The sequence below is a fragment of the Pseudomonas sp. FP1740 genome (assembly GCF_030687165.1).
Lineage (GTDB): Bacteria > Pseudomonadota > Gammaproteobacteria > Pseudomonadales > Pseudomonadaceae > Aquipseudomonas.
Map to the genome: position 1 here is coordinate 395,214 of NZ_CP117461.1, position 22,069 is coordinate 417,282.

Here is a 22,069-nt window from a genome sequence, read left to right on the forward strand (position 1 = left end):
TGAAAAACCCCGCGAAAGCGGGGTTTTTTTGTGCTGATGATCGTTCCGTGTTCTGTGTGGGAACGATCAAACAAATCTCCCTCAACCCCTTGTGCAAACGGCCGAGTGCGTTAGCATCCGTCCCCGAATTGGTGCGCCCGGACAATTTTCTGTTCGTATCTGCCGGTTTTCCAAAGGAAATCTGCAGTTTGCGTGCCTTACAACGCGATGGTTTGGGGACTTGAAGATGAAGAAGTATCTGTCGATGCTGCTGGTCGGCGTCACGGCATTGGTTGCAGTCAACGCGGCGCAGGCCGGTGCCATTGATGACGCGGTCAAGCGCGGCACGCTGAAAGTCGGCATGGACCCGACCTACATGCCGTTCGAAATGACCAACAAGCGTGGCGAGATCATCGGCTTCGAAGTCGACATCCTCAAAGCCATGGCCAAGGCCATGGGCGTCAAGCTGGAAATGGTATCCACCGGCTACGACGGCATCATCCCGGCCCTGCTGACCGACAAGTTCGACATGATCGGCAGTGGCATGACCCTGACCCAGGAACGCAACCTGCGCCTGAACTTCAGCGAGCCCTTCATCGTGGTCGGCCAGACGCTGCTGATCCGCAAGGAGCTGGAAGGCACCATCAAGTCCTATAAAGACCTGAACACCGCCGACTACCGCATCACCTCCAAGCTCGGTACCACCGGCGAGATGGTCGCCAAAAAACTCATTTCCAAAGCCAAGTACCACGGCTACGACAACGAGCAGGAAGCGGTGCTCGACGTGGTCAACGGCAAGGCTGACGCCTTTATCTACGACGCGCCTTACAACGTCGTGGCGGTGAACAAGGTCGGCAACGGCAAACTGCTGTTCCTCGACAAGCCGTTCACCTATGAGCCTTTGGCTTTCGGCCTGAAGAAAGGCGATTACGACAGCCTCAACTTCATCAACAACTTCCTGCACCAGATTCACGAAGACGGCACCTACGATCGCATCCATGACAAGTGGTTTAAAGACACCGCCTGGCTCAAGGACATGGAGTAACACCTCTACTTGATCGTTCCCACGCTTTGCGTGGGAATGCCGCCCGGGACGCTCCGCGTTCCTTCGCAAGCGTGACGCAGAGCGTCACTGGATGCATTCCCACGCAGAGCGTGGGAACGAGCGAATCAGAGAAACGTTTAATGAAACAGAAAAAAGCCCAATGGCCCTGGCACGTATTAACCGTGCTGGTGCTGATCGGCCTGGCCGGCGCGTTGTACTACGCCACCTCGCTGATGTCCTACGAGTGGCGCTGGAACCGCGTGCCGCAGTACTTCGCCTACCACGCCGAAGAGTCCCAGCGTGCGGCCGACATCTCCACCGTCAGCGAGCTGGTGCGCAAGGGCGGCAAGGCTGAAGTCACCCTGCGCAATGATGCCGGGGATGAGCAGCACCTGACGGTTGACGACAACAGCCTGCAAGTCGCGCAAGGCGATGATGTGGCCGAAGGCGATGTGATCGGCGTGACCCGGCATTGGGCCGCCGGCCCGCTGCTATGGGGGCTCTGGACCACGTTGTGGTTGTCCCTGGTGTCTGGCGTGCTTGGCCTGCTGATCGGCCTGGCCACCGGGCTGTGCCGCCTGTCGAACAACCCGACCCTGCGCGACCTCTCGACGATCTACGTCGAGCTGGTGCGCGGTACGCCGCTGCTGGTGCAGATTTTCATTTTCTACTTCTTCATTGGCACCGTGATGAACCTCTCCCGGGAGTTCGCCGGGATCGCCGCGCTGTCGCTGTTCACCGGTGCCTACGTGGCGGAGATCATCCGCTCTGGCGTGCAATCGATTGCACGCGGCCAGAACGAAGCTGCGCGCTCCCTCGGTTTGAGCGGTGGCCAGTCGATGCGCCATGTGGTGCTGCCACAAGCGTTCAAGCGCGTGCTGCCACCGCTGGCCGGGCAGTTCATCAGTCTGGTCAAGGACACCTCGCTGGTGTCGGTGATCGCGATTACCGAACTGTTGAAAAGCGGTCGCGAAGTCATCACCACCTCGTTCTCGCCGTTCGAAATCCTGTTCTGCGTGGCTGGGCTGTACCTGTTGATCAACCTGCCGCTGTCGAAAATCGCCGGTCGGCTTGAGCGGAGGCTCGCGCAAAGTGATTGAAGTCCGCGATCTGATAAAAGTCTTCGACACCCGCGGCCAGGTGGTTCGCGCGGTGGACAACGTCACCACCCAAGTGGCGAAGGGCGAAGTATTGGTGGTGATCGGCCCGTCCGGTTCCGGCAAATCGACCTTTCTGCGCTGCCTGAATGGCCTGGAAGCGTTCGACTCCGGTTCGGTGAGCATCGACGGTCTGCAACTGGCCGACCCGAAAACCGACGTCAACGCCTATCGCCGCGAAGTCGGCATGGTGTTTCAGCATTTCAACCTGTTCCCGCACATGACCGTGCTGGAAAACCTCTGCCTGGCCCAGAAAGTCGTGCGCAAGCGCGGCAAGAAGGAGCGCGAGGCCAAGGCCATGGTGTTGCTGGAAAAGGTCGGTATCGCTCAGAAGGCCCACGAGTTTCCATCGCGCCTGTCCGGTGGTCAGCAGCAGCGCGTGGCCATCGCCCGGGCGTTGGCGATGGAGCCGAAGGTCATGCTGTTCGATGAGCCGACGTCGGCGCTCGACCCGGAAATGGTCGGTGAAGTGCTGGATGTGATGAAGACCCTGGCCGTAGAAGGCATGACCATGGTTTGCGTCACCCACGAAATGGGCTTCGCCCGGGAAGTGGCGGATCGGGTGCTGTTCTTCGATCACGGCAAATTGCTGGAAGATGCCTCTCCGGCCGAGTTCTTCGATGCACCGAAGGATCCGCGGGCACAGGCGTTTTTGCGCCAGGTTTTGTAACCGCATCGCCGAAAAAAGATCGCAGCCTTCGGCAGCTCCTGCAGGCTGCCGAAGGCTGCGATTTTTTTGCTTTATGTGGTGTTAAACCTTGAACCTGCCCACCAGCATCTGCAAATGCGTCCCCAGCCGCGCCAGCTCGACGCTGGAGGCCGCGGTCTCTTCACTGGCGGCCGAGGTCTGCTCGGACACGTCACGCACGTTAAGCACGCTGCGGTTGATCTCTTCGGCCACCGAGCTCTGTTGCTCGGCGGCAGCGGCGATCTGCTGGTTCATCGACTGGATCGCCGACACGGTGCGTGTGATGCTCTCCAGCGAGCCGCCAGCGCGGCGGGTCAGTTCGACGCTGCTGTCGGTCAGGTTGCGGCTGTTGTCCATGATGGTCGCGACTTGCTGAGTGCCGGTTTGCAGGCCAACGATCAGCTCTTCGATTTCTTCGGTGGACTTCTGGGTGCGCTGGGCCAGGCTGCGGACTTCGTCGGCGACCACCGCAAAGCCCCGCCCGGCTTCACCGGCGCGGGCGGCTTCGATGGCGGCGTTGAGCGCCAGCAGGTTGGTTTGCTGGGCCACGGATTTGATCACGTCGAGCACGCTGCCGATCTTGTCGCTTTCGCGCTTCAGGTCGCCCATGGCAGCAGTGGAATTGCCGACTTCGAGGGCCAGGCGCTCGATCTGGGCGATGGCTTCGCCGACCACCCTGTCACCCTCGCGGGCCTGCTGGTCGGCGGCGACGGCGGCTTCGGACGCTTCCTCGGCATTGCGCGCGACTTCCTGCACGGTGGCGGTCATTTCGTGCATGGCGGTGGCCACTTGATCGGTTTCAACCTTCTGACTGTTGACCCCGGCGCTGGTCTGCTCGGTGACGGCAGACAGTTCTTCAGCGGCGCTGGCGATTTGGGTCACGCCGTCACTGATGCCGCCGATCAGCTCCCGCAGGCTGACGACCATCCGCTGCAGGGTGCTTTGTAATTGACCCAGCTCGTCGCGGCGAGTGACCTCAAGGTTATGGCTCAGGTCGCCCGAGGCGACACGTTCGACTGCCACCAACGTCTGTTGCAGTGGAACGACGATCTGCTGCGTAATGATCCAGGCTGCGAGGAGGCCAAACGCTAACGCCAGGACGGTCACGATGATCAGCGTGCTTTTCGCTTGGGCCGTCTCTTGGTCACGCTTGTCGGTTTGCGTGCGGGTCAGTTGTGCACTCAGGTCATTCAAGCGGATCTCTTGATCCACCATCTTCTTGAGGGCGGCGGCGCTGGCCACCTGCGCGTCGCGGAACTGGCTGACTGCGACGCGGTAGCCCTTGAGCGATTCGGTGGCTTGTTGCAGGTTGACGGTGTGTTGTTCCGGCAGTTTGCCCGGAAGGCTTTCAAGGTTCTTCAGGGCGTTGTCGATGGCATCCAGCGCGGGTTGCTCGGCTTCGGCCTTGCCGCTGTAGGTATAACCGCGCACCTGGAAGCGTGCTTGCTGGAGCAGTTTGCTCAGCTCGACCACGCTGTTGAATTGAGTGACGCTGTCGCCTTGCAGCAAGGACTTTTCGACTTCTGTCACCTTGGCCACAGCGTTGTCGGCGGTGGCGCCGAGCTTGGATCGGGCCGATTCACGGTTCTGTGTCGCCTGATTCATGTCGGCAAAGGCGCGTTTGTACTCACCGAGGGCGGCCAGTTGTTGACTGAGCATTTCCTTGCTCGCGGGGAGCACAAACATTTTGAGAGCAACCTGTATGCCATCATCGAGCTTGCCCACGAGTTCGCTGACGGCTGCTGGACCTTGTTCGCCACGACGCATTTCGTATTCGAGACGGGCGGTTCGCAAATCCTTGCCCAACTCGTTGAGATTGGAGATGTAACTCTGCTTGTCTGCGCGACTGATCACACTGCCCAGGCTATTCCAGCCAGTGAAGGTGATCAGGAGAGTCATGAGCAGCACGAGGCCAAAGCCGACACCCAGTTTGCGATTGACGCTTACGTTCCCCAGTTTCTCGGCTAGCCAACGGTACATGCTGCAACTCCCCTCGGACCATTATTCGGTTTTATGGGGACTGTATCGGCAGGCAGACGGGAATCTGTAGGCGCCAAGGCACGATCCCGTAGGAGCTGCCGAAGGCTGCGATCTTTTGATCCTGATTCTAAAAATCAAAAGATCGCAGCCTTCGGCAGCTCCTACAGGGGGAGGTTTGATCTGGGGGGGTTAGAACAAGCGCGAGAGCAGTGCAGTGACGGCGGTTTCCACCCGCAGGATGCGCTCGCCAAGCTGCACCGGTTGCAGGCCGGCCTTGGCCAGCAGGTCGATTTCGTAAGGAATCCAGCCGCCTTCGGGGCCGATGGCCAGGGTCACGGGTTCGTCCAGGCCACGGGGGCAGGGCGGGTAATTGCCGGGATGACCGACCAGGCCGAGAGTGCCTTCAGTGATTGCTGGCAGGCGATCTTCGACAAAAGGTTTGAAGCGCTTCTCGATGACGACTTCCGGCAGCACGCTGTCCCGGGCCTGTTCAAGCCCCAGGATCAATTGCTCGCGAATCGCTTCAGGTTCGAGGAACGGTGTTTGCCAGAAGCTCTTCTCGACGCGATAGCTGTTTACCAGAACGATTCGTGGCACACCCATGGCGGCCACGGTCTGAAACACCCTGCGGAGCATTTTCGGGCGTGGCAGGGCCAACACCAGGGTCAGTGGCAGCTTGGCTGGCGGCGGCTGGTCGAGGGTGACGCGCAACTCGGCTTCGTCGGCGTCCAGGCGCAGTACTTCGGCGGCGCCCATCAGCCCGTCGATACGCCCGACGCGCATGCTGTCACCCACTTCACAGCGATGGACTTCCTGCATATGGGTCAAGCGGCGATCGCGCAGGATCGCCCGGTCGGCCGCAATGAAATCGGCCTCCTCGAGGAGCAGCAGATTCACGCTTGGGTCGCTGGCGGTTGGTCGTTGTGATCGTCAGCCGGTTTTTCGTCCGGGTGCTCACCGCGCTTGCTGATCAGGCCGCCGAACAGGACGCCGATCTCGAACAGCAACCACATCGGTACGGCCAACAGCGTCTGCGAGAAGATGTCCGGCGGCGTCAGGATCATGCCGACCACGAAGCAGCCGATGACCACGTACGGGCGGATTTTCTTCAGGTAGGCGACGTTGACCACGCCGATCCACACCAGCAGCACCACGGCCACCGGGATCTCGAACGCCACGCCGAAGGCGAAGAACAGTGTCATGACGAAATCGAGGTAGCTGGTGATGTCGGTCATCATTTCCACGCCGGCCGGGGTGGCAGCGGCGAAGAACTTGAAGATCAGCGGGAACACCAGGAAATAGGCGAAGGCCATGCCGGTGTAGAACAGCAGGATGCTGGAGACCAGCAACGGCACGGCGATGCGCTTCTCATGCTTGTACAGGCCTGGCGCGATGAAACCCCAGATCTGATGCAGGATCACCGGGATTGCCAGGAACAACGAGACCATCATGGTCAGCTTCAGCGGCGTCAGGAACGGCGACGACACGTCGGTGGCGATCATCGTCGCGCCGGCCGGCAGGTACTGGCGCAGCGGCGTGGAGACGAAGGTGTAGATCTGCTGGGTGAAGGCGAACAACCCGGCGAAGATAATGAAAATCGCCGCTACACAGCGCAGCAGACGGGTGCGCAACTCGGTGAGGTGCGAGACCAGTGGCATGTGCTGGTCGTTTTCGGGGAGATCGCTCATGGGGCTCGCGGCGGCAAAGTGGTGTCGTGAGGCGCCGGGGTTGTCGGCGCAGCGGCAGGAGCAACAGGTTCTACTGGGTTGGCAGGCGCAGGTTCAGCGGCTGCAACCGCCGGCGTAGCGTCAGTTGTCGGCGCATGAATCGTCGGCGTCGCCACCGGTTCCACCGGCGTTGGCTCCTGCTGAGTCGGCGTGAAAATCTTCCGCGCCTCCTGCTCCAGGGACAGAATGTGCTCGTTGTGCAGTTGCCGGCGAATTTCGTCGGCACCGATTTCACGTTCAACTTCCTGTTTGATCGCGTTGAAGCTGCGCTTCAGCCGTCCGACCCACAGGCCAGCGGTGCGCGCAGCGCCCGGCAGACGCTCGGGGCCCAGCACCAGCAGGGCGACGAGGCCGACGAGCAGCAGTTCAGAGAAGCTGATACCAAACATTAGTCAGTGCTCACGAGTCTTTGCGGGTCGGCTCTTCGACTTTTTGCGCCTGCACGTCGATGGTGTGCGGCGGGTTCACAGACGTTGTGGCCTGTGGCTGGACAGGCGGAACCGGTTGGGCCGGGGTCACTGTCGGATCGACTGGCTTGTCTTCATCGTTCATGGCTTTGCGAAAGCCTTTGATCGACTCGCCCACGTCAGTGCCGAGGTTTTTCAGTTTCTTGGTGCCGAACACCAGCACCACGACAATCAGGATGACGATCCAGTGTTTCCAGTCAAAAATGCCCATGTTGCGTTCCTCTCCAATAATTATTCAGGCGGACGGACGCGAGGCTTTCTCGGCGTGTCCGGACAGACCGAAGCGACGGTCCAGTTCATCGAGCACAGCCTGTGGATGTTGCCCCAACTGGGCGAGCATGACCATGCTGTGGAACCACAGGTCGGCGGTCTCGTAGATCACATCGCTGCAGTCACCGCTGATGGCGGCATCCTTGGCGGCGATAATGGTTTCGACCGACTCTTCGCCGACTTTTTCCAGAATCTTGTTCAAGCCCTTGTGGTACAGGCTGGCGACGTACGAGCTGTCGGCGGCTGCGCCTTTGCGCTCTTCCAGCACCTGGGCCAGACGGGTCAAAGTGTCACTCATGGGTATGTCCTGCGGAGTAGATGGCGTGCGGGTCTTTGAGAACCGGGTCGACGGTTTTCCAGTCGCCGTTCTCGAAGACGCGATAGAAGCAGCTCTGACGGCCGGTATGGCAGGCGATGTCGCCGATCTGCTCGACCATCAGGATGATCACGTCAGCGTCACAGTCCAGGCGCATCTCATGCAGGGTTTGCACGTGGCCGGACTCTTCGCCCTTGCGCCACAGCTTGCCACGGGAACGTGACCAGTAAATGGCACGGTTCTCGGCGGCGGTCAATTGCAGTGCTTCGCGGTTCATCCAGGCCATCATCAGGACGCGTCCGGTCTTGTGATCCTGGGCAATCGCCGGCACCAGTCCATCGGCGTCCCACTTGATCTCGTCCAGCCAGTTTTTCATCTTCGACTCCGACAGCGGGCTCTACTTCAATAGTTGAGGCCAATGTTCAAATTCAGCGTTCAAACAGTGTGCCAGCCGATGATCCAACTGGCTATCGGCGAACGACCAGATACAAGCCGATCGCCACCATGATTCCGGCGGGCCAATGCCCCAGTTCGTGTAACGGGCCACCGGCTGCGAGTATCGTGCCACCCGCCAGATGAGCGGTGCCGAGCAGGCGCAGGAACACGTCGTCCTTGCGCCGGTGCCACGGAGGCGGCGGGTCGTTGGCGTGGGGTTGGGACATGCGCTCAAGCAGGTCGCGGGCCATGTTGGCCAGGTGCGGGAGTTGCTCGAACTGGCTCTGCACGTTGCCCAGCAAGGCTTTGGGGCTGACGCGCTCGCGCATCCAGCGTTCGAGGAACGGCTGGGCGGTGTTCCACAGATCAAGGTCCGGGTACAACTGACGACCCAGGCCTTCGATGTTCAACAGGGTTTTTTGCAGCAAGACCAACTGCGGCTGCACTTCCATGTTGAAGCGTCGAGCGGTCTGGAACAGGCGCATCAGCACCTGACCAAAGGAAATATCTTTTAACGGTTTTTCGAAGATCGGCTCGCACACCGTGCGGATCGCCGCTTCGAATTCGTTGAGTTTGGTTTCCGCCGGCACCCAGCCCGAGTCAATGTGCAACTGCGCGACACGCCGGTAGTCACGCTTGAAGAACGCGAACAGGTTGCGCGCCAGATAGTCCTGGTCTTCCGGGGTCAGGCTGCCGACGATGCCGCAGTCGATGGCGATGTACTGCGGGCTCCAGGGCTGCACGGTGCTGACGAAAATGTTGCCGGGGTGCATGTCGGCGTGGAAGAAGCTGTCGCGGAACACCTGGGTGAAGAAGATCTCCACGCCACGCTCGGCGAGCATTTTCATGTCGGTGCGCTGGTCGGCCAGGGTCGCGAGGTCGGTGACCTGAATCCCGTAGATGCGCTCCATCACCAGCACTTTCGGTCGGCACCAGTCCCAATAGACTTGCGGCACATACAGTAGCGGCGAACCGTCGAAGTTGCGCTTCAACTGGCTGGCGTTGGCGGCCTCACGCAGCAGATCGAGTTCGTCGTAGATGGTTTTTTCGTAGTCACTGACCACGTCCACCGGGTGTAGCAGACGGGCGTCGGCCGAGAGTTTTTCCGCGGCGCGGGCAAGAATGAACAGCCATGCCAGGTCCTGGGCAATCACCGGCTTGAGGCCCGGGCGGATCACCTTGACCACTACTTCTTCACCGGTTTTCAGCTGCGCGGCATGCACCTGCGCCACCGAAGCCGAGGCCAGCGGTTCGACGTCGAAACGTGAGAAGACTTCATTGATCTTCTTGCCGAGCTGCTCTTCGATCAACCGGACCGACACTTGCGAGTCGAACGGCGGTACCCGGTCCTGCAACATCATCAGTTCATCGGCGATGTCTTCGGGCAGCAAGTCGCGGCGCGTCGAAAGGATCTGGCCGAACTTGATGAAAATCGGCCCAAGGTCCTGCAACGCCAGGCGCAATCGTGCGCCACGGCTCAGGTCCAGGGGCTTGCGCGGGAACCAGCGCCACGGCAAGGCATAGCGCAGCGCCAGTAGAAACCAGGGCAATGGCAGGGCGAACAGCAGGTCATCGAGGCGGTAGCGGATCACGACGCGCTGGATGCGCAACAAACGGCGGACGGCAAGCAGCTTCATGCGTTATCGCTTGGGTCGAGGGATCGGGAAAGGCGCTCGAAACGCGCCTCGAGACGTTCCAGATCGAGCTTGATCTGGTCCAGTTCACTGAAACGGGCTTCCGCTTCGCGCTGACCGACGAGGGTGCGCGATTCTTCGGCCAGGTACTCGCCCAGGTTCTGGTTGAGGCTGGCGAACCCTTGCTGATACCAGCGTGCGCGACTGCGCAGGTGACCGCCGACCAGTTGCGTGGCCACAGGTCCCAGCCAGCGCGAGAGTTCGTACTCCCAGTCCAGCTCCAGGTCCTGCAGGACCGCCGCCAGTTCCAGCAGCACGCCGCTGTCGCCGTCGAGTTCGACTTCCGGGCCATGCAGCACGGAAGTCTTGTCTTTGCTCGTCGCCAGTTTCAGCAGGCTTGAGGCCGGTGCGCGCAAGGTGCAGTCGGCACCGGTTTCCCAGTGGGACGCCAGCATCAGACCTTCGTCGCTGGGCAGGATGAACACTTGCAGCGCCGGGCTGCGGCAGTCGACGGCAATCACCTTGCCACTCAAATGCGCCAGCCGCGGCAGCGCCGTGCTGTCGAGACGCAGCACCCGGTTCAGACCGAGTTCAACGCTGGCGAGCAGGCCGGCCAGCAACATCAGGGTTTGATGCCACGGTGCAGGGCGACGATGCCTGCGGTCATGTTGTGGTAGGTCACGCGGTCGAAACCGGCCTCGACCATCATCGACTTCAGGGTTTCCTGATTCGGGTGCATGCGGATCGATTCGGCCAGGTAGCGATAGCTTTCCGAATCATTGGTGATCAGCTTGCCCATCAACGGCATGAAGGCGAACGAATAGGCATCGTAGGCTTTGGACATCAGTGCGTTGGTGGGTTTGGAGAACTCCAGCACCAGCAGGCGACCGCCGGGCTTGAGCACGCGCAGCATCGAGCGCAGGGCGTCTTCTTTATGCGTCACGTTGCGCAGGCCGAAAGCGATGGTCACGCAGTCGAAGTGGTTGTCCGGGAACGGCAGCTTTTCAGCGTCGGCCTGGACGAATTCGACGTTGCCAGACACACCCAAATCCAGCAGGCGGTCACGACCGACCTTGAGCATGGATTCGTTGATGTCGGCCAACACTACCTGACCGGTCGGTCCCACAAGATGCGAAAACTTTTTGGTCAGGTCGCCAGTGCCGCCGGCGATGTCCAGCACGCGGTTACCGGCACGCACGCCCGACAGTTCGATCGCGAAACGCTTCCACAGACGGTGCATGCCGCCCGACAGGAGGTCGTTCATCAAGTCGTACTTGGCGGCTACCGAGTGGAAAACCTCAGCGACTTTTTCCGCTTTCTGGCTTTCCGGAACGTTTTTGAAGCCGAAGTGAGTGGTGGGTTCGGCATCGCTGCCTTTGCGCTGATCAGTCATATCGCTGTCACCAAAATAGAATGCGGGACATTCTAATCCCGGTGGCCTGCTTTGTCTTGGCAAGGCTGAAGGTAAGATATAGAGAAACCGGGACGTTTTGACGCAGTAACGGTCAAGATGCTTCAGGAAGTGTCCATAAAGCAGGAGTCATTCGATGGCCCATATTAGTGTTGAGCGTGCCCATGGCCTGGGTAAGGAAGCGGCCCGCGAGAAGGCCGACAAGTTGGCGCAGAAACTGTCCGATCAATATGGCCTGGAGCCACAGTGGTCTGGCGACACGCTGAACCTCAAGCGCTCCGGTGTGAAAGGGGCGGTGCATGTGGGCGAGGATTCGATCAGGGTCGATGTCGAACTGGGGCTGTTGATGTCCGCCATGAGCGGCACCATCAAATCGGAAATCGAAAGGGCCCTCGACAAAGCCCTCGCGTGACTCCCCAAAGAGCGCAGCCTTCGGCGGCTCCTGCATTGAAATGTGTACATCTGCAGGCGTTGCCGAAGGCTGAGATCTTTTCCCGGAGGCACCACCGATTTGTGTCATTTGTTAGGGTGCCGTTTCTAATTTTTCTCCCTACTTTGTGCCTGAGCCCGACACTTTCGCGGGCAGTTCCTCAACCCTTCTGCGCGTGAGGTGGACCATGGCCAAAGTTATTGTGAAGAAAAAAGTCGACGTTGAGACCAGCACTCTGAACGACGTCAGATCGTATGCCCGCAAGATCTGGCTGGCGAGCCTGGGTGCTTACACCAAGGTCGGTCAAGAGGGTAGCGAGTACGTTCAAGAGTTGATCAAGGCTGGTCAAGCTGTTGAAAAGAAAGGCAAAAAAGTAGTTGCTGAGAAACTTGAAGCGGCTAATGCCGAGATCGATGAAGCCAAGAGTGAAGTGAGTACTTTCAAAGGCAAAGTCGAACTTCAACTCGACAAAGTCGAGAAGGCTTTCGATACGCGTATCGCAAGTGCCTTGAATCGTATCGGCATTCCGTCTAAACATGACGTGGAGACACTCTCTGCTAAGCTCGATGAGCTGACAGCATTGCTCGAACGTGTCGCGCGTAAATCTTAAGGAGAACGGGATGGCTGGCAAAAAGAATACTGAAAAAGAAGGCAGCTCGTGGATCGGGAAGGTCGAAGACTACTCCCGCAAGATCTGGCTGGCTGGTTTAGGCGTGTACTCGAAGATTGATTCTGACGGCAGCAAACTCTTCGATGCATTGGTTAAGGACGGCGAGAAAGCCGAGAAGCTCACCAAGAGCGCTGTCGGCAAGAAAGTCGATGCGGCCAAGGACTCCGCTTCGTCGGCCAAGTCGCGCATCAGCGGTGTGAAAGATCGCGCACTGGGCAAGTGGGATGAGCTGGAAGGGGCTTTCGACAAGCGCCTGAACAGCGCCATTTCGCGCCTGGGTGTACCGAGCCGCAATGAGGTCAAGGCACTGCACAGCAAGGTCGATACCCTGACCAAGCAAATCGAAAAACTCACCGGTGCCAAGGTTGCGCCTGTTGCGGCGAAAACCGCAGCGGCCAAACCGGCAGCTAAAAGCGCTGCCAAACCATTGGCCAAGGCCGCAGCGAAACCTGCAGCCAAAACTGCTGCTGCGAAACCTGCAGCCAAAGCGGCCGCTAAACCCGCTGCAAAAGCTGCTGCAAAACCAGCCGCTAAACCAGCGGCCAAACCTGCAGCTAAAACCGCAGCGGCCAAACCCGCTGCGGCGAAGAAGCCAGCAGTGAAAAAACCAGCCGCCCCGAAAGCGGCCGCTCCGAAACCAGCAGTGGCTGCCGCCAAACCGGCAACCCCGGTCAGTCCGGCGAACTCCGCCGCTGCGCCGACCCCTGCTGTAACCCCGACTATCGCACCGACTCCATCGGCGCCAACCAGTCAGTCCTGATGATCGTTCCCACGCTCCGCGTGGGAATGCCTCACCGGACGCTCCGCGTCCATTGCGGCAGTGACGCAGAGCGTCACCGGCTGCATTCCCACGCGGAGCATGGGAACGATCACGCCCGGCCTGTAAAGGTCGGGCGTTTTTGTTTGTGCATGGATTCCAGAAACCATCGAAGACCCACCGGGTCAGTCGTGCTCTTCGAGGTACTGCAACGCCAACCGCTCGGTCGCGACTTTGACCGGCGGCAACAAATGCGGCGCCACCAGCATCATGATCTGGTACACCACCAGTCGTACTTCACCTTCACGGTCGAGAATCCGCTGATAGTCCAGCGAGAACAGCAATGTCATGGTGATTTGCTCCACCAGTTGTCCCAGCGCCTGGGTGTCGCTGACCAACTGGCCCTGAGCCTTCAACTGTGCCAGCAATGAAGCCAGTGTGCGCTTCAACGCATTGAGCAGGTTGCGTATCCCCTTGGCCAGTTTCGGCAGGCGGCCGGCAAGGTTCGACAAGTCCTGGAACAGAAACCGGTATTGTGCCAGGCGTTCGACGATCAGGTGCAGGAACAGCCAGTAATCTTCGGGGGCCAATTCCACATCGGACGGTGGATCGAGCAAGGGCGTCAGTTCGGTCTGGAAGCGTTCGAACAGCCCCAGGATCAGCGGCTCCTTGCCGTGGAAGTGGTAGTAGAGGTTGCCCGGGCTGATGCCCATTTCGTTGGCCACCTCCATGGTGGACACGTTCGGTTCGCCCTTCTGATTGAACAACTGCAGGGCACATTCGAGAATCCGGTCGCGGGTTTTCATCCAGTCTTCTTAATGGTCGAGTCAGGCCACGGCCATTGGCGGCCGTGGTTCATTGAACGTCAGCGCACGCGCACGTAAGTACCGGGTGCCGCCTCCATCGGTGGATAGTTCTGGTTGCCGAGGGGCATCTTGGTTTCGTGTAGTGCGCCGGAGCGTTCCTGAATCCAGCTCAGCCATTGTGTCCACCAACTGCCGTCGACGCGTTTGGCGTCGTAATACCAGGCCCGCGGGTCGCTGCTCAGTTTCGGGTTCTCGACGTAGTTGGCTTTCGAGTTGTGCGGCGGGTTGAGAATGCTCTGCACATGACCGCTGCTCGACAGCACGAAGCGCCGCTCGCCACCCAGCAGCAAGGTCGAGCGATACACCGCATCCCACGGGGTGATGTGATCGTTCATGCCGGCCACGCTGAAACTGTCGACGGTGACTTTTTGCAGGTCGATCGGAGTGCCGCACACTTCCAGCCCGCCCGGATGACTCAGCGGGTTGTGCTTGAAGAAGTCCAGCAGGTCGCCATGAAACGCTGCCGGCAGGCGCGTGTTGTCATTGTTCCAGTAGAGGATGTCGAACGCCGGTGGCTCCTTGCCCAGCAGGTAGTTATTGACGAAGTAATTCCAGATCAAATCGTTGGGGCGCATCCAGGCAAAAACCCTGGCCATGTCGCGACCTTCCAGAACGCCCTTCTGATATGAGCGGCGCTTGGCCGCTTCCAGCGTTTGTTCGTCGACGAAGAGGGTGGCCGGGCTTTCTATCTGACTGTCGAGCAGGCTCACCAGATAGGTCGCGCTGGACACCCGCCGCAGCTGTCGCTTGGCCTGCAAGTGCCCCTGCAGCGCGGCGATGGTCAGCCCGCCGGCGCAGGCACCCATCAGGTTGACGTCGCGGGAACCGGTGATCGCCCGGCACACATTCATCGCTTCTTCGGTGGCTTCGACATAAGACGACAGCCCCCATTCGCGATGACGCACATCGGGATTGCGCCAGCTGATAATGAATGTCTGCAAGCCGTTTTTAAGGGCGAACTGGACGAAGCTGTTGCTGGGGCTCAAGTCGAAAATGTAGAACTTGTTGATCTGTGGCGGCACGATCAGCAACGGCTTGGAATACTGTTTTTCGCTCATCGGCTTGTACTGGATCAGTTCCAGTAGCTCATTGCGAAACACCACGGATCCGGTGGTGGTGGCGACTGTCTTGCCTACCTCGAATGCTTGTTTGGTGACCTGTCTGGGCAAACCGTCGTTGTGCAGCAGGTCATCGAGCAGATGGCCGATACCCCGCACCAGACTGTGACCGCCGGAGTTGAAGATCTCCTTGACCGCCAGCGGATTGAGCAGGGTGTTGGACGGCGCCACGGCGTCGTTGATCAAGGCAAACGCAAAGTGGGCGCGGGCGCGATCGTCCGGGCTCAGGTTGCTCTCGTCGATCCAGTTTTTGACCTCCTTCTGCCAACTCAGGTAGGCCTGCAAGCTGCGGCGATAAAAAGGGTTGAGGCTCCACGCCGGGTCGGCAAAGCGATTGTCTTGCGGATTGATCGGGTGCAGGGTCTCACCCAACAACACGCGGCCAAGCTGGCCGCCCAGCTTCAAGGCATGCCGGGCCGTGTACACCGGGTTGCGCAGGCCATGGGTGGCCAGGCTGCGCAAGGTTGAAAGCAAGTCCCGGCCGCGCAGACCGGTAACCGCACTCTGTGCGTTGATGAATGCAGCGGGAGTGGGCAAGGAGCCCTTCGCTGGTTTGTCGCGCATGAGTCAACACTCCTTCGTCATCAGGCCAAAAACAAACTCACCGAACAAATCACCATAGACGTTGTTGCGGATTGTTGCGCGGTACGACGTCCTGTCGACGCTCTTTTCCTGAACCAAAGCCGGGGCCGGTCAACTGCCCGATGGCGCCGGATGCGGATGCATCACTGCGCGCTGACGTTCCTCTTCGAGAAACTTCATGATGATCGGTGCCACCGCTTCGGCCCGGGTAATCAAGAACAGATGTCCGTCGTCGATGATGTGCAATTGGGCATTGGGAATTCGCCAGGCCAGCATGCGCATATTGATCAGCGGGATCAGTGGGTCGTCGTCGCCGGCCAGCACCAGGGTCGGCTGTTGGATCTTGTGCAGCCAGTGAATGCTGGTCCAGCCAAACCCGGCGAACAGCTGCCAGTAGTAGCCCAGTTTGCCTGCCGAGCGAACCCGCGCGGCGTGACTGGCCGCCAGGGTTGGATCGCGACGGAACGAGCCGCCATAGATCATCGGCGCGATGCGAATCACATGGGACGGCTGGATGTAGCGTCGTGGGCTGGCCATCATCCACAGCACTTTCGGTTTGCCCGGCACCATCACTGTGCCGGCCGCCGTGGCTGCCAGCACCAGTTTCTTGCAGCGCTCGGGATAGTCATAGGCAAATTGCTGCGCCAGGGCGCCACCCCATGACACGCCGATCACATTGACCTGCCCGTAATCGAGATAGTCGAGCATTCGCGCCGTCAGTTTCGCCAGGCCCGAAAAGCGATACGGCCGGCTGGGAGTGGATGAGCCGCCGACACCGGGTACGTCGAAGGCGATGACTTCCAGGTCCGGATCCAGCGCCTGGACGAACGGAAATATCAGCTCCAGGTTGGCGCCGATGCCGTTGAAAATCAGCAAGGGCGTCAAGTGAGGCTTGCCGGGGCGTACCGCGGTGCGGAGGGTTTGCCCATCCAGGTTGACGGTACGAAATACGAACGGTTGCGGCATGCACGAAGCCCTGTAGGTTTTAAACGCTGATCGGGCCATCCCGGGCCGTCGCAGAATGTTCGAGGCTGGCCTCGAGGCTGATTAATAACAATCGCGGCACCTCCCAGTGCCGCGGACTGCGAGTTGTTTGAAGCTCAACGTTCGTGCACATACGTGCCTGGCGACGCTTCACCCGCGGGATAGGCCTTGTTGCCAAGGTTGGCGGGGGACTTTTTCAGTTTGCCCGAGCGTTCGGCCTGCCATGCCTGCCAATGCAACCACCAGGAGTCGGTGTGCTTGGTGGAATTTTCCATCCAGTCCTCGGCCTTGACCGGCATGTCAGTGCTGGTCATGTAGCGTGCTTTCGGATTGCCCGGCGGGTTCAGAATGCTCTGGATATGACCGCTGCTGGACAGCACGAACTCGACCTTGCCGCCGAACAGCTGTGCCGACTTGTAGCAGGACTTCCACGGAGTGATGTGATCGTTGGTGCCAGCCAGGGAAAAGATGTCGGCGTCGACCTGTTTGAGGTCGATCGGTGTGCCGCACACTTCCAGTGCGTTGGGACGGATCAGTGGGTTGTTTTTGAACATCTCGATCAGGTCGCCGTGGAAAGCGGCCGGCAGGCGAGTGGTGTCGTTGTTCCAGAACAGAATGTCGAACACCGGTGGCTCGTTGCCCAACAGGTAGTTGTTGACCCAGTAGTTCCAGATCAGGTCGTTGGGGCGCATCCAGGCGAAGACTTTCGCCATGTCGCGACCTTCCAGCACGCCGGCCTGATAGGAATGGCGCTTGGCGGCTTCGAGGGTCTGCTCGTCGACGAACAGGGCCACGTCGCTGTCGAGGGTGGTGTCGAGCACGCTGACCAGCAGTGTGAGAGCGTTGACTTTCTTTTCGCCGATCGCTGCGTAATGACCCAGCAGGGCAGTGCAGGTGATGCCGCCGGAGCAGGCGCCGAGCATGTTCACGTCTTTGCTGCCGGTGATCGCGGTGACGACATCGACCGCTTCCTTGAGCGCTTCGATGTAGGTCGACAGGCCCCACTCGCGCTGCTCCTTGGTCGGGTTGCGCCAGCTGACGATGAAGGTCTGCACGTTGTTGCGCAGGCAGAAGCGCGCCAGGCTCTTGTCCGGGCTCAGGTCGAAAACATAGAACTTGTTGATCTGCGGCGGCACCACCAGCAGTGGGCGTTCATGCACTTGCTCGGTGATCGGCTTGTACTGGATCAGCTCCAGCACGTCGTTGCGAAAGACCACTGCGCCTTCGGTTACACCCAGGCTCTTGCCGACTTCAAACGCGCCCATGTTGACCTGGCTCGGCATCCCGCCGTTGTGGATCAGATCCTTGGCCAGGTGGGAGAGGCCGTCGAGCAGGCTTTTGCCACCGGTTTCGAAGAAGCGTTTGACCGCCGCCGGGTTGGCTGCCGTGTTGGTCGGGGCCATGGCTTCGGTCATGAGGTTGATCACGAAATGCCCGCGAGCGACGTCCTTGGGCGAGAGATTGCTCTTATCGATCCAGGTGTGGAGTTCCTTGCGCCACGCCAGATAAGTTTGCAAATAACGTTTGTAGAGAGGGTTCTGGCTCCAGGCCGGGTCGAGGAAACGGCGGTCGTCGCTTTGCGGTTGAAGCTCGGATTTTCCGAACAGCACGTTCTTGAGTTCGATGCCGAAATGGGCGACGTGCCTGGCACTGTGGATGGGTTGTCTGATGGCCTGTGTCAGCACCATTCGGGCAGAGCCCAGTAGATCCTTTCTACGCAGCCCAACAACAGGATTCAGTCCCAAGGTATTTTCTGAAGCCTGGAATTTCAGGTCATCGTTTTGCTTGTTACTCATCTACGACGCTCCATTGTCCTGAGGCGAGTACCTGAGCCCAGCTGTGTAGTCACACAGCAAACGCCAGGTACTACTGCTCGGGGTGACCGTTAATTGCGCATAGCTACAAATGCACGGAACTTGCCAGCTCCATTGGTTACCCGAGTTTAATTTTTTTCGCAAGCGGGCCAATCGTTGACCCGGCAGCCAAGCATTCAAACAGATGGAATTAGAAAATGCCCTCTAAATACCTCGAGGCCTGACCTAGAGCATCAGCTTGACGACCGACTCGTTCGGATCTCGGGTCTTTCCAGCCGCTTTGAGTTCCGCAAGATAATCGTTCCACAGATCCTCTTGGCGCACCGCCAACTGGTACAGATATTCCCAGGTGAACAGTCCGCTGTCGTGGCCGTCGTCGAAGGTCAATTTCAGTGCGTACTGACCGGCCGGTTCGACCTTGCTCAGGCCTACGCCGATCTTGCCAAATTGCAGGATAGGTTTGCCGTGGCCCTGGACCTCGGCGGAAGGAGAGTGCACGCGAAGGAATTCTGCGGGCAGGTGATACTCCTCGCCGGACGCGTATTTGAGCGTCAGGGTTTTCGAGGCTTTGTGCAGTTTGATGTCGGTGGGGAGTTGGGTCGTCATGGGGCCGATCTTCCGTCTGTATGAAGGCCCTGTGTCGGCGGGCTTCTGTGGCGAGGGAGCTTGCTCCCGCTCGGCTGCGTAGCAGTCGTAAATCCGGCGAATGAGGTCTTAAACCGCATTCACCGACTTTGGGGCCGCTTCGCGACCCAGCGGGAGCAAGCTCCCTCGCCACAGAAGCCCGCTCACACAGAATGAGACCTACAGGATATAACGGGACAGGTCTTCGTTCTGTGCCAATTCGCCCAAGTGGCTGTTGACGTAATCGGCATCGATCAGGATTGGCTTTTCCTCGTGGGTGCTGGCCAGATCGCCGGCGCTGAACGACACCTCTTCGAGCAGGCGCTCGAGCAGGGTGTGCAGGCGACGGGCACCGATGTTTTCGGTCTTCTCATTGACCTGCCAGGCGATCTCGGCAATGCGCTTGATGCCATCGGGCTGGAATTCGATGAGCAGGCCTTCGGTTTTCAGCAGCGCGCAATACTGCTCGGTGAGCGATGCATGCGGCTCGCTTAGGATGCGTTCGAAATCTTCCGGGCTCAGGGCCTTGAGTTCGACGCGAATCGGCAGGCGGCCTTGCAGCTCTGGCACCAGATCGCTCGGCTTGCTCAGGTGGAACGCACCGGAGGCGATGAACAGGATGTGGTCGGTCTTGACCATGCCCAGCTTGGTGTTGACGGTGCAGCCTTCGATCAGCGGCAGCAAGTCGCGCTGTACGCCTTCACGGGACACGTCGACGCCACCGGTATTGCCGCGCTTGGCGACCTTGTCGATTTCGTCGATGAACACGATGCCATGCTGCTCGACGGCTTCCAGGGCCTTGGCCTTCAATTCTTCTTCGTTGACCAGGCGACCGGCTTCTTCGTCGCGAACCAGTTTCAGCGCTTCCTTGACCTTGAGCTTGCGGTTCTTGCGCTTGCCCTTGCCCATGTTGGCAAACAGGCTTTGCAGCTGGTTGGTCATTTCTTCCATGCCCGGTGGCGCGGAGATATCGACGCCGGTGATTTCGGCCACTTCGATTTCGATCTCCTTGTCGTCCAGCTGACCTTCACGCAAGCGTTTGCGGAACAGCTGACGGGTGTTGGAGTCCTGGGCCGGGGCGGCGTCTTCGTTGTTGAAGCCCATGCGTGCCGGTGGCAGCAAGGCGTCGAGGATGCGCTCTTCGGCGGCGTCTTCGGCGCGGTGGCGAACCTTGGTCATTTCCTGTTCGCGCAGCAGCTTGATCGCAGCGTCCGCCAGATCACGAATGATCGATTCGACGTCGCGACCGACATAGCCCACTTCGGTGAATTTGGTCGCTTCGACTTTGATGAACGGCGCGTTGGCGAGTTTGGCCAGGCGACGGGCGATCTCGGTTTTGCCGACGCCGGTCGGGCCGATCATCAGAATGTTCTTGGGGGTGACTTCGACGCGCAGCTCTTCGGGCAGCTGCATCCGGCGCCAGCGGTTGCGCAAGGCAATGGCGACGGCGCGTTTGGCATCGTCCTGGCCGATGATATGGCGATTGAGTTCGTGGACGATTTCACGGGGGGTCATGGGCATAGTAATTGGCGGTCCTCAAGCAAAAGTAAGCCGTGGCGCTAGGCCGATACAGGCTTACTCAGCGAGATCCTGCTCCTCGATGGTGATGTTGTGGTTGGTGAACACGCAGATGTCGCCAGCGATGCCCAAAGCGGTTTCGACGATTTCCCGGGCCGACAGGTCGGTCTTTTTCAACAGCGCGCTGGCCGCCGCCTGGGCGTAGCCACCGCCGGAACCCATGGCGATCAGGCCTTCTTCAGGCTCAACCACGTCACCGTTGCCGGTGATGATAAGGGAGGCATCCTTGTTGGCGACCGCGAGCATGGCTTCGAGGCGGCTGAGGGAGCGGTCAGTGCGCCATTCTTTGGCGAGTTCGACAGCGGCGCGAACCAGGTGGCCCTGATGTTTTTCGAGTTGGCCTTCAAAACGTTCGAAGAGGGTGAAGGCGTCAGCGGTAGCCCCGGCAAAACCGGCGATAACCTGACCGTGGTAGAGGCGGCGAACTTTCTTCGCGTTGCCTTTCATCACGGTATTGCCGAGCGAAACCTGGCCGTCGCCGCCCATGACGACTTTGCCGTGGCGGCGAACTGAAACGATGGTGGTCAAGGGAGAGTCTCCACGCAGCGGGGCGAAAATGCCTTATGCCAACTCATATGGGGGTGGTGGAGCGTTTTTCAACTGTAGGACGCGGCGGGGGACGAGCGGTGTGTCATTTGCGAAGGCGGGTGCAAGTGAATCCCTGTGGCGAGGGGGCTTGCCCCCGTTGGGGCGCGAAGCGGCCCTAAAGTCGGTCGCCGCGGTTGGCCAGACAGACCTTGGCGGTCGATTTTAGGGCCGCTTCGCAGCCGAACGGGAGCAAGCTCCCTTGCCACAAAAGCAGATTGCTTCTGACTGTAAAGTGGGATCAGCGGCTCTGGCGTTGTTGTAACAACAGATTGCTGAAGCCGCTGCCAGCCAATTGTTTCTGGGCGGTGGTCAGTTGTTCGCGGTTGCTGAACGGGCCGACCAGCACCCGGTACCAGGTCTCGTCCTTCACCGTGCCGGATTCAACCGCCACGGCCTGACCCAGCAGGATGATCTGCGCCCGAACCTTGTCGGCATCGGCTTGTTTGCGGAACGAACCGGCCTGCAGGAAGAACTTGGTCACCGGCGCCGCTTTAGCCACCGGTGGCGCTGGCGGCGGAGTGATGCCGGCCAATGCCGCCTGAGCCCGGGCGGTGTCGATCTTCGCCGCTTCCGCAGGCGTCACTGGCGTGGTCGGCACGGCCGGCACTTGTGGCGTCGGCAGGGTTTTCTCAGGTACTGCATCCGGCGGCACGATCACTTCCGACTCCGGCAGCAAGGTGTAGAAGTCGTACTTCGGCTTCACCGGTTGCGTCGGGCTCGGCGGGGTCTTGTTGGCTTCGGCGATCTTGGTAGCTTTCTGCTGTTGCTCGACCTTCTCGCGCTTGACGCTGTCACTGCCCTTGCCCGGCTCCAGCTTCATCAGGAACACAATGAACGCGCCGACCGTCAGGCCGATGGCCATCCACAGCCAGCCCGGGATCGGTTGCTTTGCAGGAGCTTGGTAACGGCTGGCGCCACGCTTGGGTGCAGGTTTTTTCTTGGCAGCCAA

Annotated in this window: 24 protein-coding genes and 1 pseudogene; 6 read left to right on the forward strand and 19 right to left on the reverse strand. The window is 59.8% G+C overall.

Features of this window, described 5'->3' with window-relative positions; translation table 11 throughout:
- Positions 1 to 226 precede the first annotated feature (226 nt).
- The 3 genes from PSH69_RS01770 (at position 227) to PSH69_RS01780 (ending at position 2,851) form a co-directional block, all read left to right on the forward strand.
- Positions 227 to 1,024 carry a transporter substrate-binding domain-containing protein gene (locus PSH69_RS01770; RefSeq protein ID WP_033063925.1) on the forward strand — a complete coding sequence of 266 codons (798 nt, stop codon included), beginning with the start codon at positions 227 to 229 and terminating at the stop codon, positions 1,022 to 1,024.
- Between the two features lie 140 nt (positions 1,025 to 1,164).
- Entirely contained in the window at positions 1,165 to 2,124 is a 960-nt protein-coding gene (locus tag PSH69_RS01775) for an amino acid ABC transporter permease (RefSeq protein ID WP_305410862.1), read from the forward strand.
- The gene (locus tag PSH69_RS01780) at positions 2,117 to 2,851 is read left to right on the forward strand and encodes an amino acid ABC transporter ATP-binding protein (RefSeq protein WP_007936789.1); all 735 of its coding nucleotides are present in this window, start codon (positions 2,117 to 2,119) and stop codon (positions 2,849 to 2,851) included. The genes PSH69_RS01775 and PSH69_RS01780 overlap by 8 nt, the downstream gene beginning before the upstream one ends.
- A gap of 81 nt (positions 2,852 to 2,932) precedes the next feature.
- Here PSH69_RS01780 and PSH69_RS30150 read toward each other — a convergent pair whose 3' ends face one another.
- The 11 genes and pseudogenes from PSH69_RS30150 to ubiE all read right to left on the reverse strand — a co-directional run bounded on the left by PSH69_RS30150 (position 2,933) and on the right by ubiE (position 11,091).
- Positions 2,933 to 3,796 (reverse strand): methyl-accepting chemotaxis protein, encoded by an 864-nt coding sequence (locus PSH69_RS30150; protein WP_370695246.1) that lies wholly within the window; start codon positions 3,794 to 3,796, stop codon positions 2,933 to 2,935.
- A gap of 39 nt (positions 3,797 to 3,835) precedes the next feature.
- Positions 3,836 to 4,849 (reverse strand): annotated as a pseudogene (locus PSH69_RS30155) (methyl-accepting chemotaxis protein); the annotation flags it as partial.
- Between the two features lie 189 nt (positions 4,850 to 5,038).
- Positions 5,039 to 5,746: a 16S rRNA (uracil(1498)-N(3))-methyltransferase gene (locus PSH69_RS01790; protein WP_305410864.1), complete on the reverse strand. Its 708-nt coding sequence runs from the start codon at positions 5,744 to 5,746 to the stop codon at positions 5,039 to 5,041.
- The gene (tatC, locus tag PSH69_RS01795) at positions 5,743 to 6,537 is read right to left on the reverse strand and encodes a twin-arginine translocase subunit TatC (protein ID WP_019581837.1); all 795 of its coding nucleotides are present in this window, start codon (positions 6,535 to 6,537) and stop codon (positions 5,743 to 5,745) included. Before tatC ends, PSH69_RS01790 begins: the two co-directional genes overlap by 4 nt.
- Entirely contained in the window at positions 6,534 to 6,965 is a 432-nt protein-coding gene (gene tatB / locus PSH69_RS01800; protein WP_305410866.1) for a Sec-independent protein translocase protein TatB, read from the reverse strand. Before tatB ends, tatC begins: the two co-directional genes overlap by 4 nt.
- 10 nt (positions 6,966 to 6,975) lie before the next feature.
- Positions 6,976 to 7,254, reverse strand: a complete 279-nt coding sequence (locus PSH69_RS01805; protein WP_305410867.1) for a twin-arginine translocase TatA/TatE family subunit — start codon at positions 7,252 to 7,254, stop codon at positions 6,976 to 6,978.
- A 24-nt stretch (positions 7,255 to 7,278) separates the two neighbouring features.
- The gene (locus tag PSH69_RS01810; RefSeq protein ID WP_007899279.1) at positions 7,279 to 7,611 is read right to left on the reverse strand and encodes a phosphoribosyl-ATP diphosphatase; all 333 of its coding nucleotides are present in this window, start codon (positions 7,609 to 7,611) and stop codon (positions 7,279 to 7,281) included.
- Entirely contained in the window at positions 7,604 to 8,005 is a 402-nt protein-coding gene (gene hisI, locus PSH69_RS01815) for a phosphoribosyl-AMP cyclohydrolase (RefSeq protein ID WP_007936797.1), read from the reverse strand. The genes PSH69_RS01810 and hisI overlap by 8 nt, the downstream gene beginning before the upstream one ends.
- 91 nt (positions 8,006 to 8,096) lie before the next feature.
- Positions 8,097 to 9,701, reverse strand: a complete 1,605-nt coding sequence (gene ubiB / locus PSH69_RS01820; RefSeq protein WP_028939613.1) for a ubiquinone biosynthesis regulatory protein kinase UbiB — start codon at positions 9,699 to 9,701, stop codon at positions 8,097 to 8,099.
- Positions 9,698 to 10,321 carry an SCP2 domain-containing protein gene (locus tag PSH69_RS01825; protein ID WP_305410868.1) on the reverse strand — a complete coding sequence of 208 codons (624 nt, stop codon included), beginning with the start codon at positions 10,319 to 10,321 and terminating at the stop codon, positions 9,698 to 9,700. The genes ubiB and PSH69_RS01825 overlap by 4 nt, the downstream gene beginning before the upstream one ends.
- The gene (gene ubiE, locus PSH69_RS01830) at positions 10,321 to 11,091 is read right to left on the reverse strand and encodes a bifunctional demethylmenaquinone methyltransferase/2-methoxy-6-polyprenyl-1,4-benzoquinol methylase UbiE (protein ID WP_007936800.1); all 771 of its coding nucleotides are present in this window, start codon (positions 11,089 to 11,091) and stop codon (positions 10,321 to 10,323) included. The genes PSH69_RS01825 and ubiE overlap by 1 nt, the downstream gene beginning before the upstream one ends.
- 154 nt (positions 11,092 to 11,245) lie before the next feature.
- Between ubiE and PSH69_RS01835 the strand changes: the two genes are divergently transcribed.
- From PSH69_RS01835 to PSH69_RS01845, 3 genes are all read left to right on the forward strand, one after another.
- On the forward strand, positions 11,246 to 11,521 hold the full coding sequence (locus tag PSH69_RS01835; protein WP_018929158.1) for a polyhydroxyalkanoic acid system family protein: 276 nt from the start codon (positions 11,246 to 11,248) through the stop codon (positions 11,519 to 11,521).
- A 205-nt stretch (positions 11,522 to 11,726) separates the two neighbouring features.
- The gene (locus PSH69_RS01840) at positions 11,727 to 12,149 is read left to right on the forward strand and encodes a phasin family protein (protein WP_111453927.1); all 423 of its coding nucleotides are present in this window, start codon (positions 11,727 to 11,729) and stop codon (positions 12,147 to 12,149) included.
- Between the two features lie 10 nt (positions 12,150 to 12,159).
- Positions 12,160 to 12,969, forward strand: a complete 810-nt coding sequence (locus tag PSH69_RS01845) for a phasin family protein (RefSeq protein WP_138866662.1) — start codon at positions 12,160 to 12,162, stop codon at positions 12,967 to 12,969.
- Between the two features lie 182 nt (positions 12,970 to 13,151).
- On the opposite strand, the gene PSH69_RS01850 is transcribed toward PSH69_RS01845, so the two are convergent.
- From PSH69_RS01850 to PSH69_RS01885, 8 genes are all read right to left on the reverse strand, one after another.
- Entirely contained in the window at positions 13,152 to 13,772 is a 621-nt protein-coding gene (locus PSH69_RS01850) for a TetR/AcrR family transcriptional regulator (protein ID WP_019581845.1), read from the reverse strand.
- Positions 13,773 to 13,831: 59 nt separating this feature from the next.
- Positions 13,832 to 15,514 carry a class II poly(R)-hydroxyalkanoic acid synthase gene (gene phaC / locus PSH69_RS01855; protein ID WP_305410869.1) on the reverse strand — a complete coding sequence of 561 codons (1,683 nt, stop codon included), beginning with the start codon at positions 15,512 to 15,514 and terminating at the stop codon, positions 13,832 to 13,834.
- 129 nt (positions 15,515 to 15,643) lie between these two features.
- Positions 15,644 to 16,498 (reverse strand): poly(3-hydroxyalkanoate) depolymerase, encoded by an 855-nt coding sequence (gene phaZ / locus PSH69_RS01860; RefSeq protein ID WP_086944125.1) that lies wholly within the window; start codon positions 16,496 to 16,498, stop codon positions 15,644 to 15,646.
- Between the two features lie 134 nt (positions 16,499 to 16,632).
- Positions 16,633 to 18,312, reverse strand: coding sequence for a class II poly(R)-hydroxyalkanoic acid synthase (gene phaC / locus PSH69_RS01865; RefSeq protein WP_007936808.1), 1,680 nt, complete (start codon positions 18,310 to 18,312; stop codon positions 16,633 to 16,635).
- Positions 18,313 to 18,555: 243 nt separating this feature from the next.
- Positions 18,556 to 18,936 (reverse strand): gamma-butyrobetaine hydroxylase-like domain-containing protein, encoded by a 381-nt coding sequence (locus PSH69_RS01870; protein WP_018929151.1) that lies wholly within the window; start codon positions 18,934 to 18,936, stop codon positions 18,556 to 18,558.
- A gap of 198 nt (positions 18,937 to 19,134) precedes the next feature.
- On the reverse strand, positions 19,135 to 20,475 hold the full coding sequence (gene hslU, locus PSH69_RS01875; protein WP_105340591.1) for an ATP-dependent protease ATPase subunit HslU: 1,341 nt from the start codon (positions 20,473 to 20,475) through the stop codon (positions 19,135 to 19,137).
- 54 nt (positions 20,476 to 20,529) lie between these two features.
- Positions 20,530 to 21,060 carry an ATP-dependent protease subunit HslV gene (gene hslV, locus PSH69_RS01880; RefSeq protein WP_007936812.1) on the reverse strand — a complete coding sequence of 177 codons (531 nt, stop codon included), beginning with the start codon at positions 21,058 to 21,060 and terminating at the stop codon, positions 20,530 to 20,532.
- Between the two features lie 298 nt (positions 21,061 to 21,358).
- Entirely contained in the window at positions 21,359 to 22,069 is a 711-nt protein-coding gene (locus PSH69_RS01885; RefSeq protein WP_007936813.1) for an SPOR domain-containing protein, read from the reverse strand.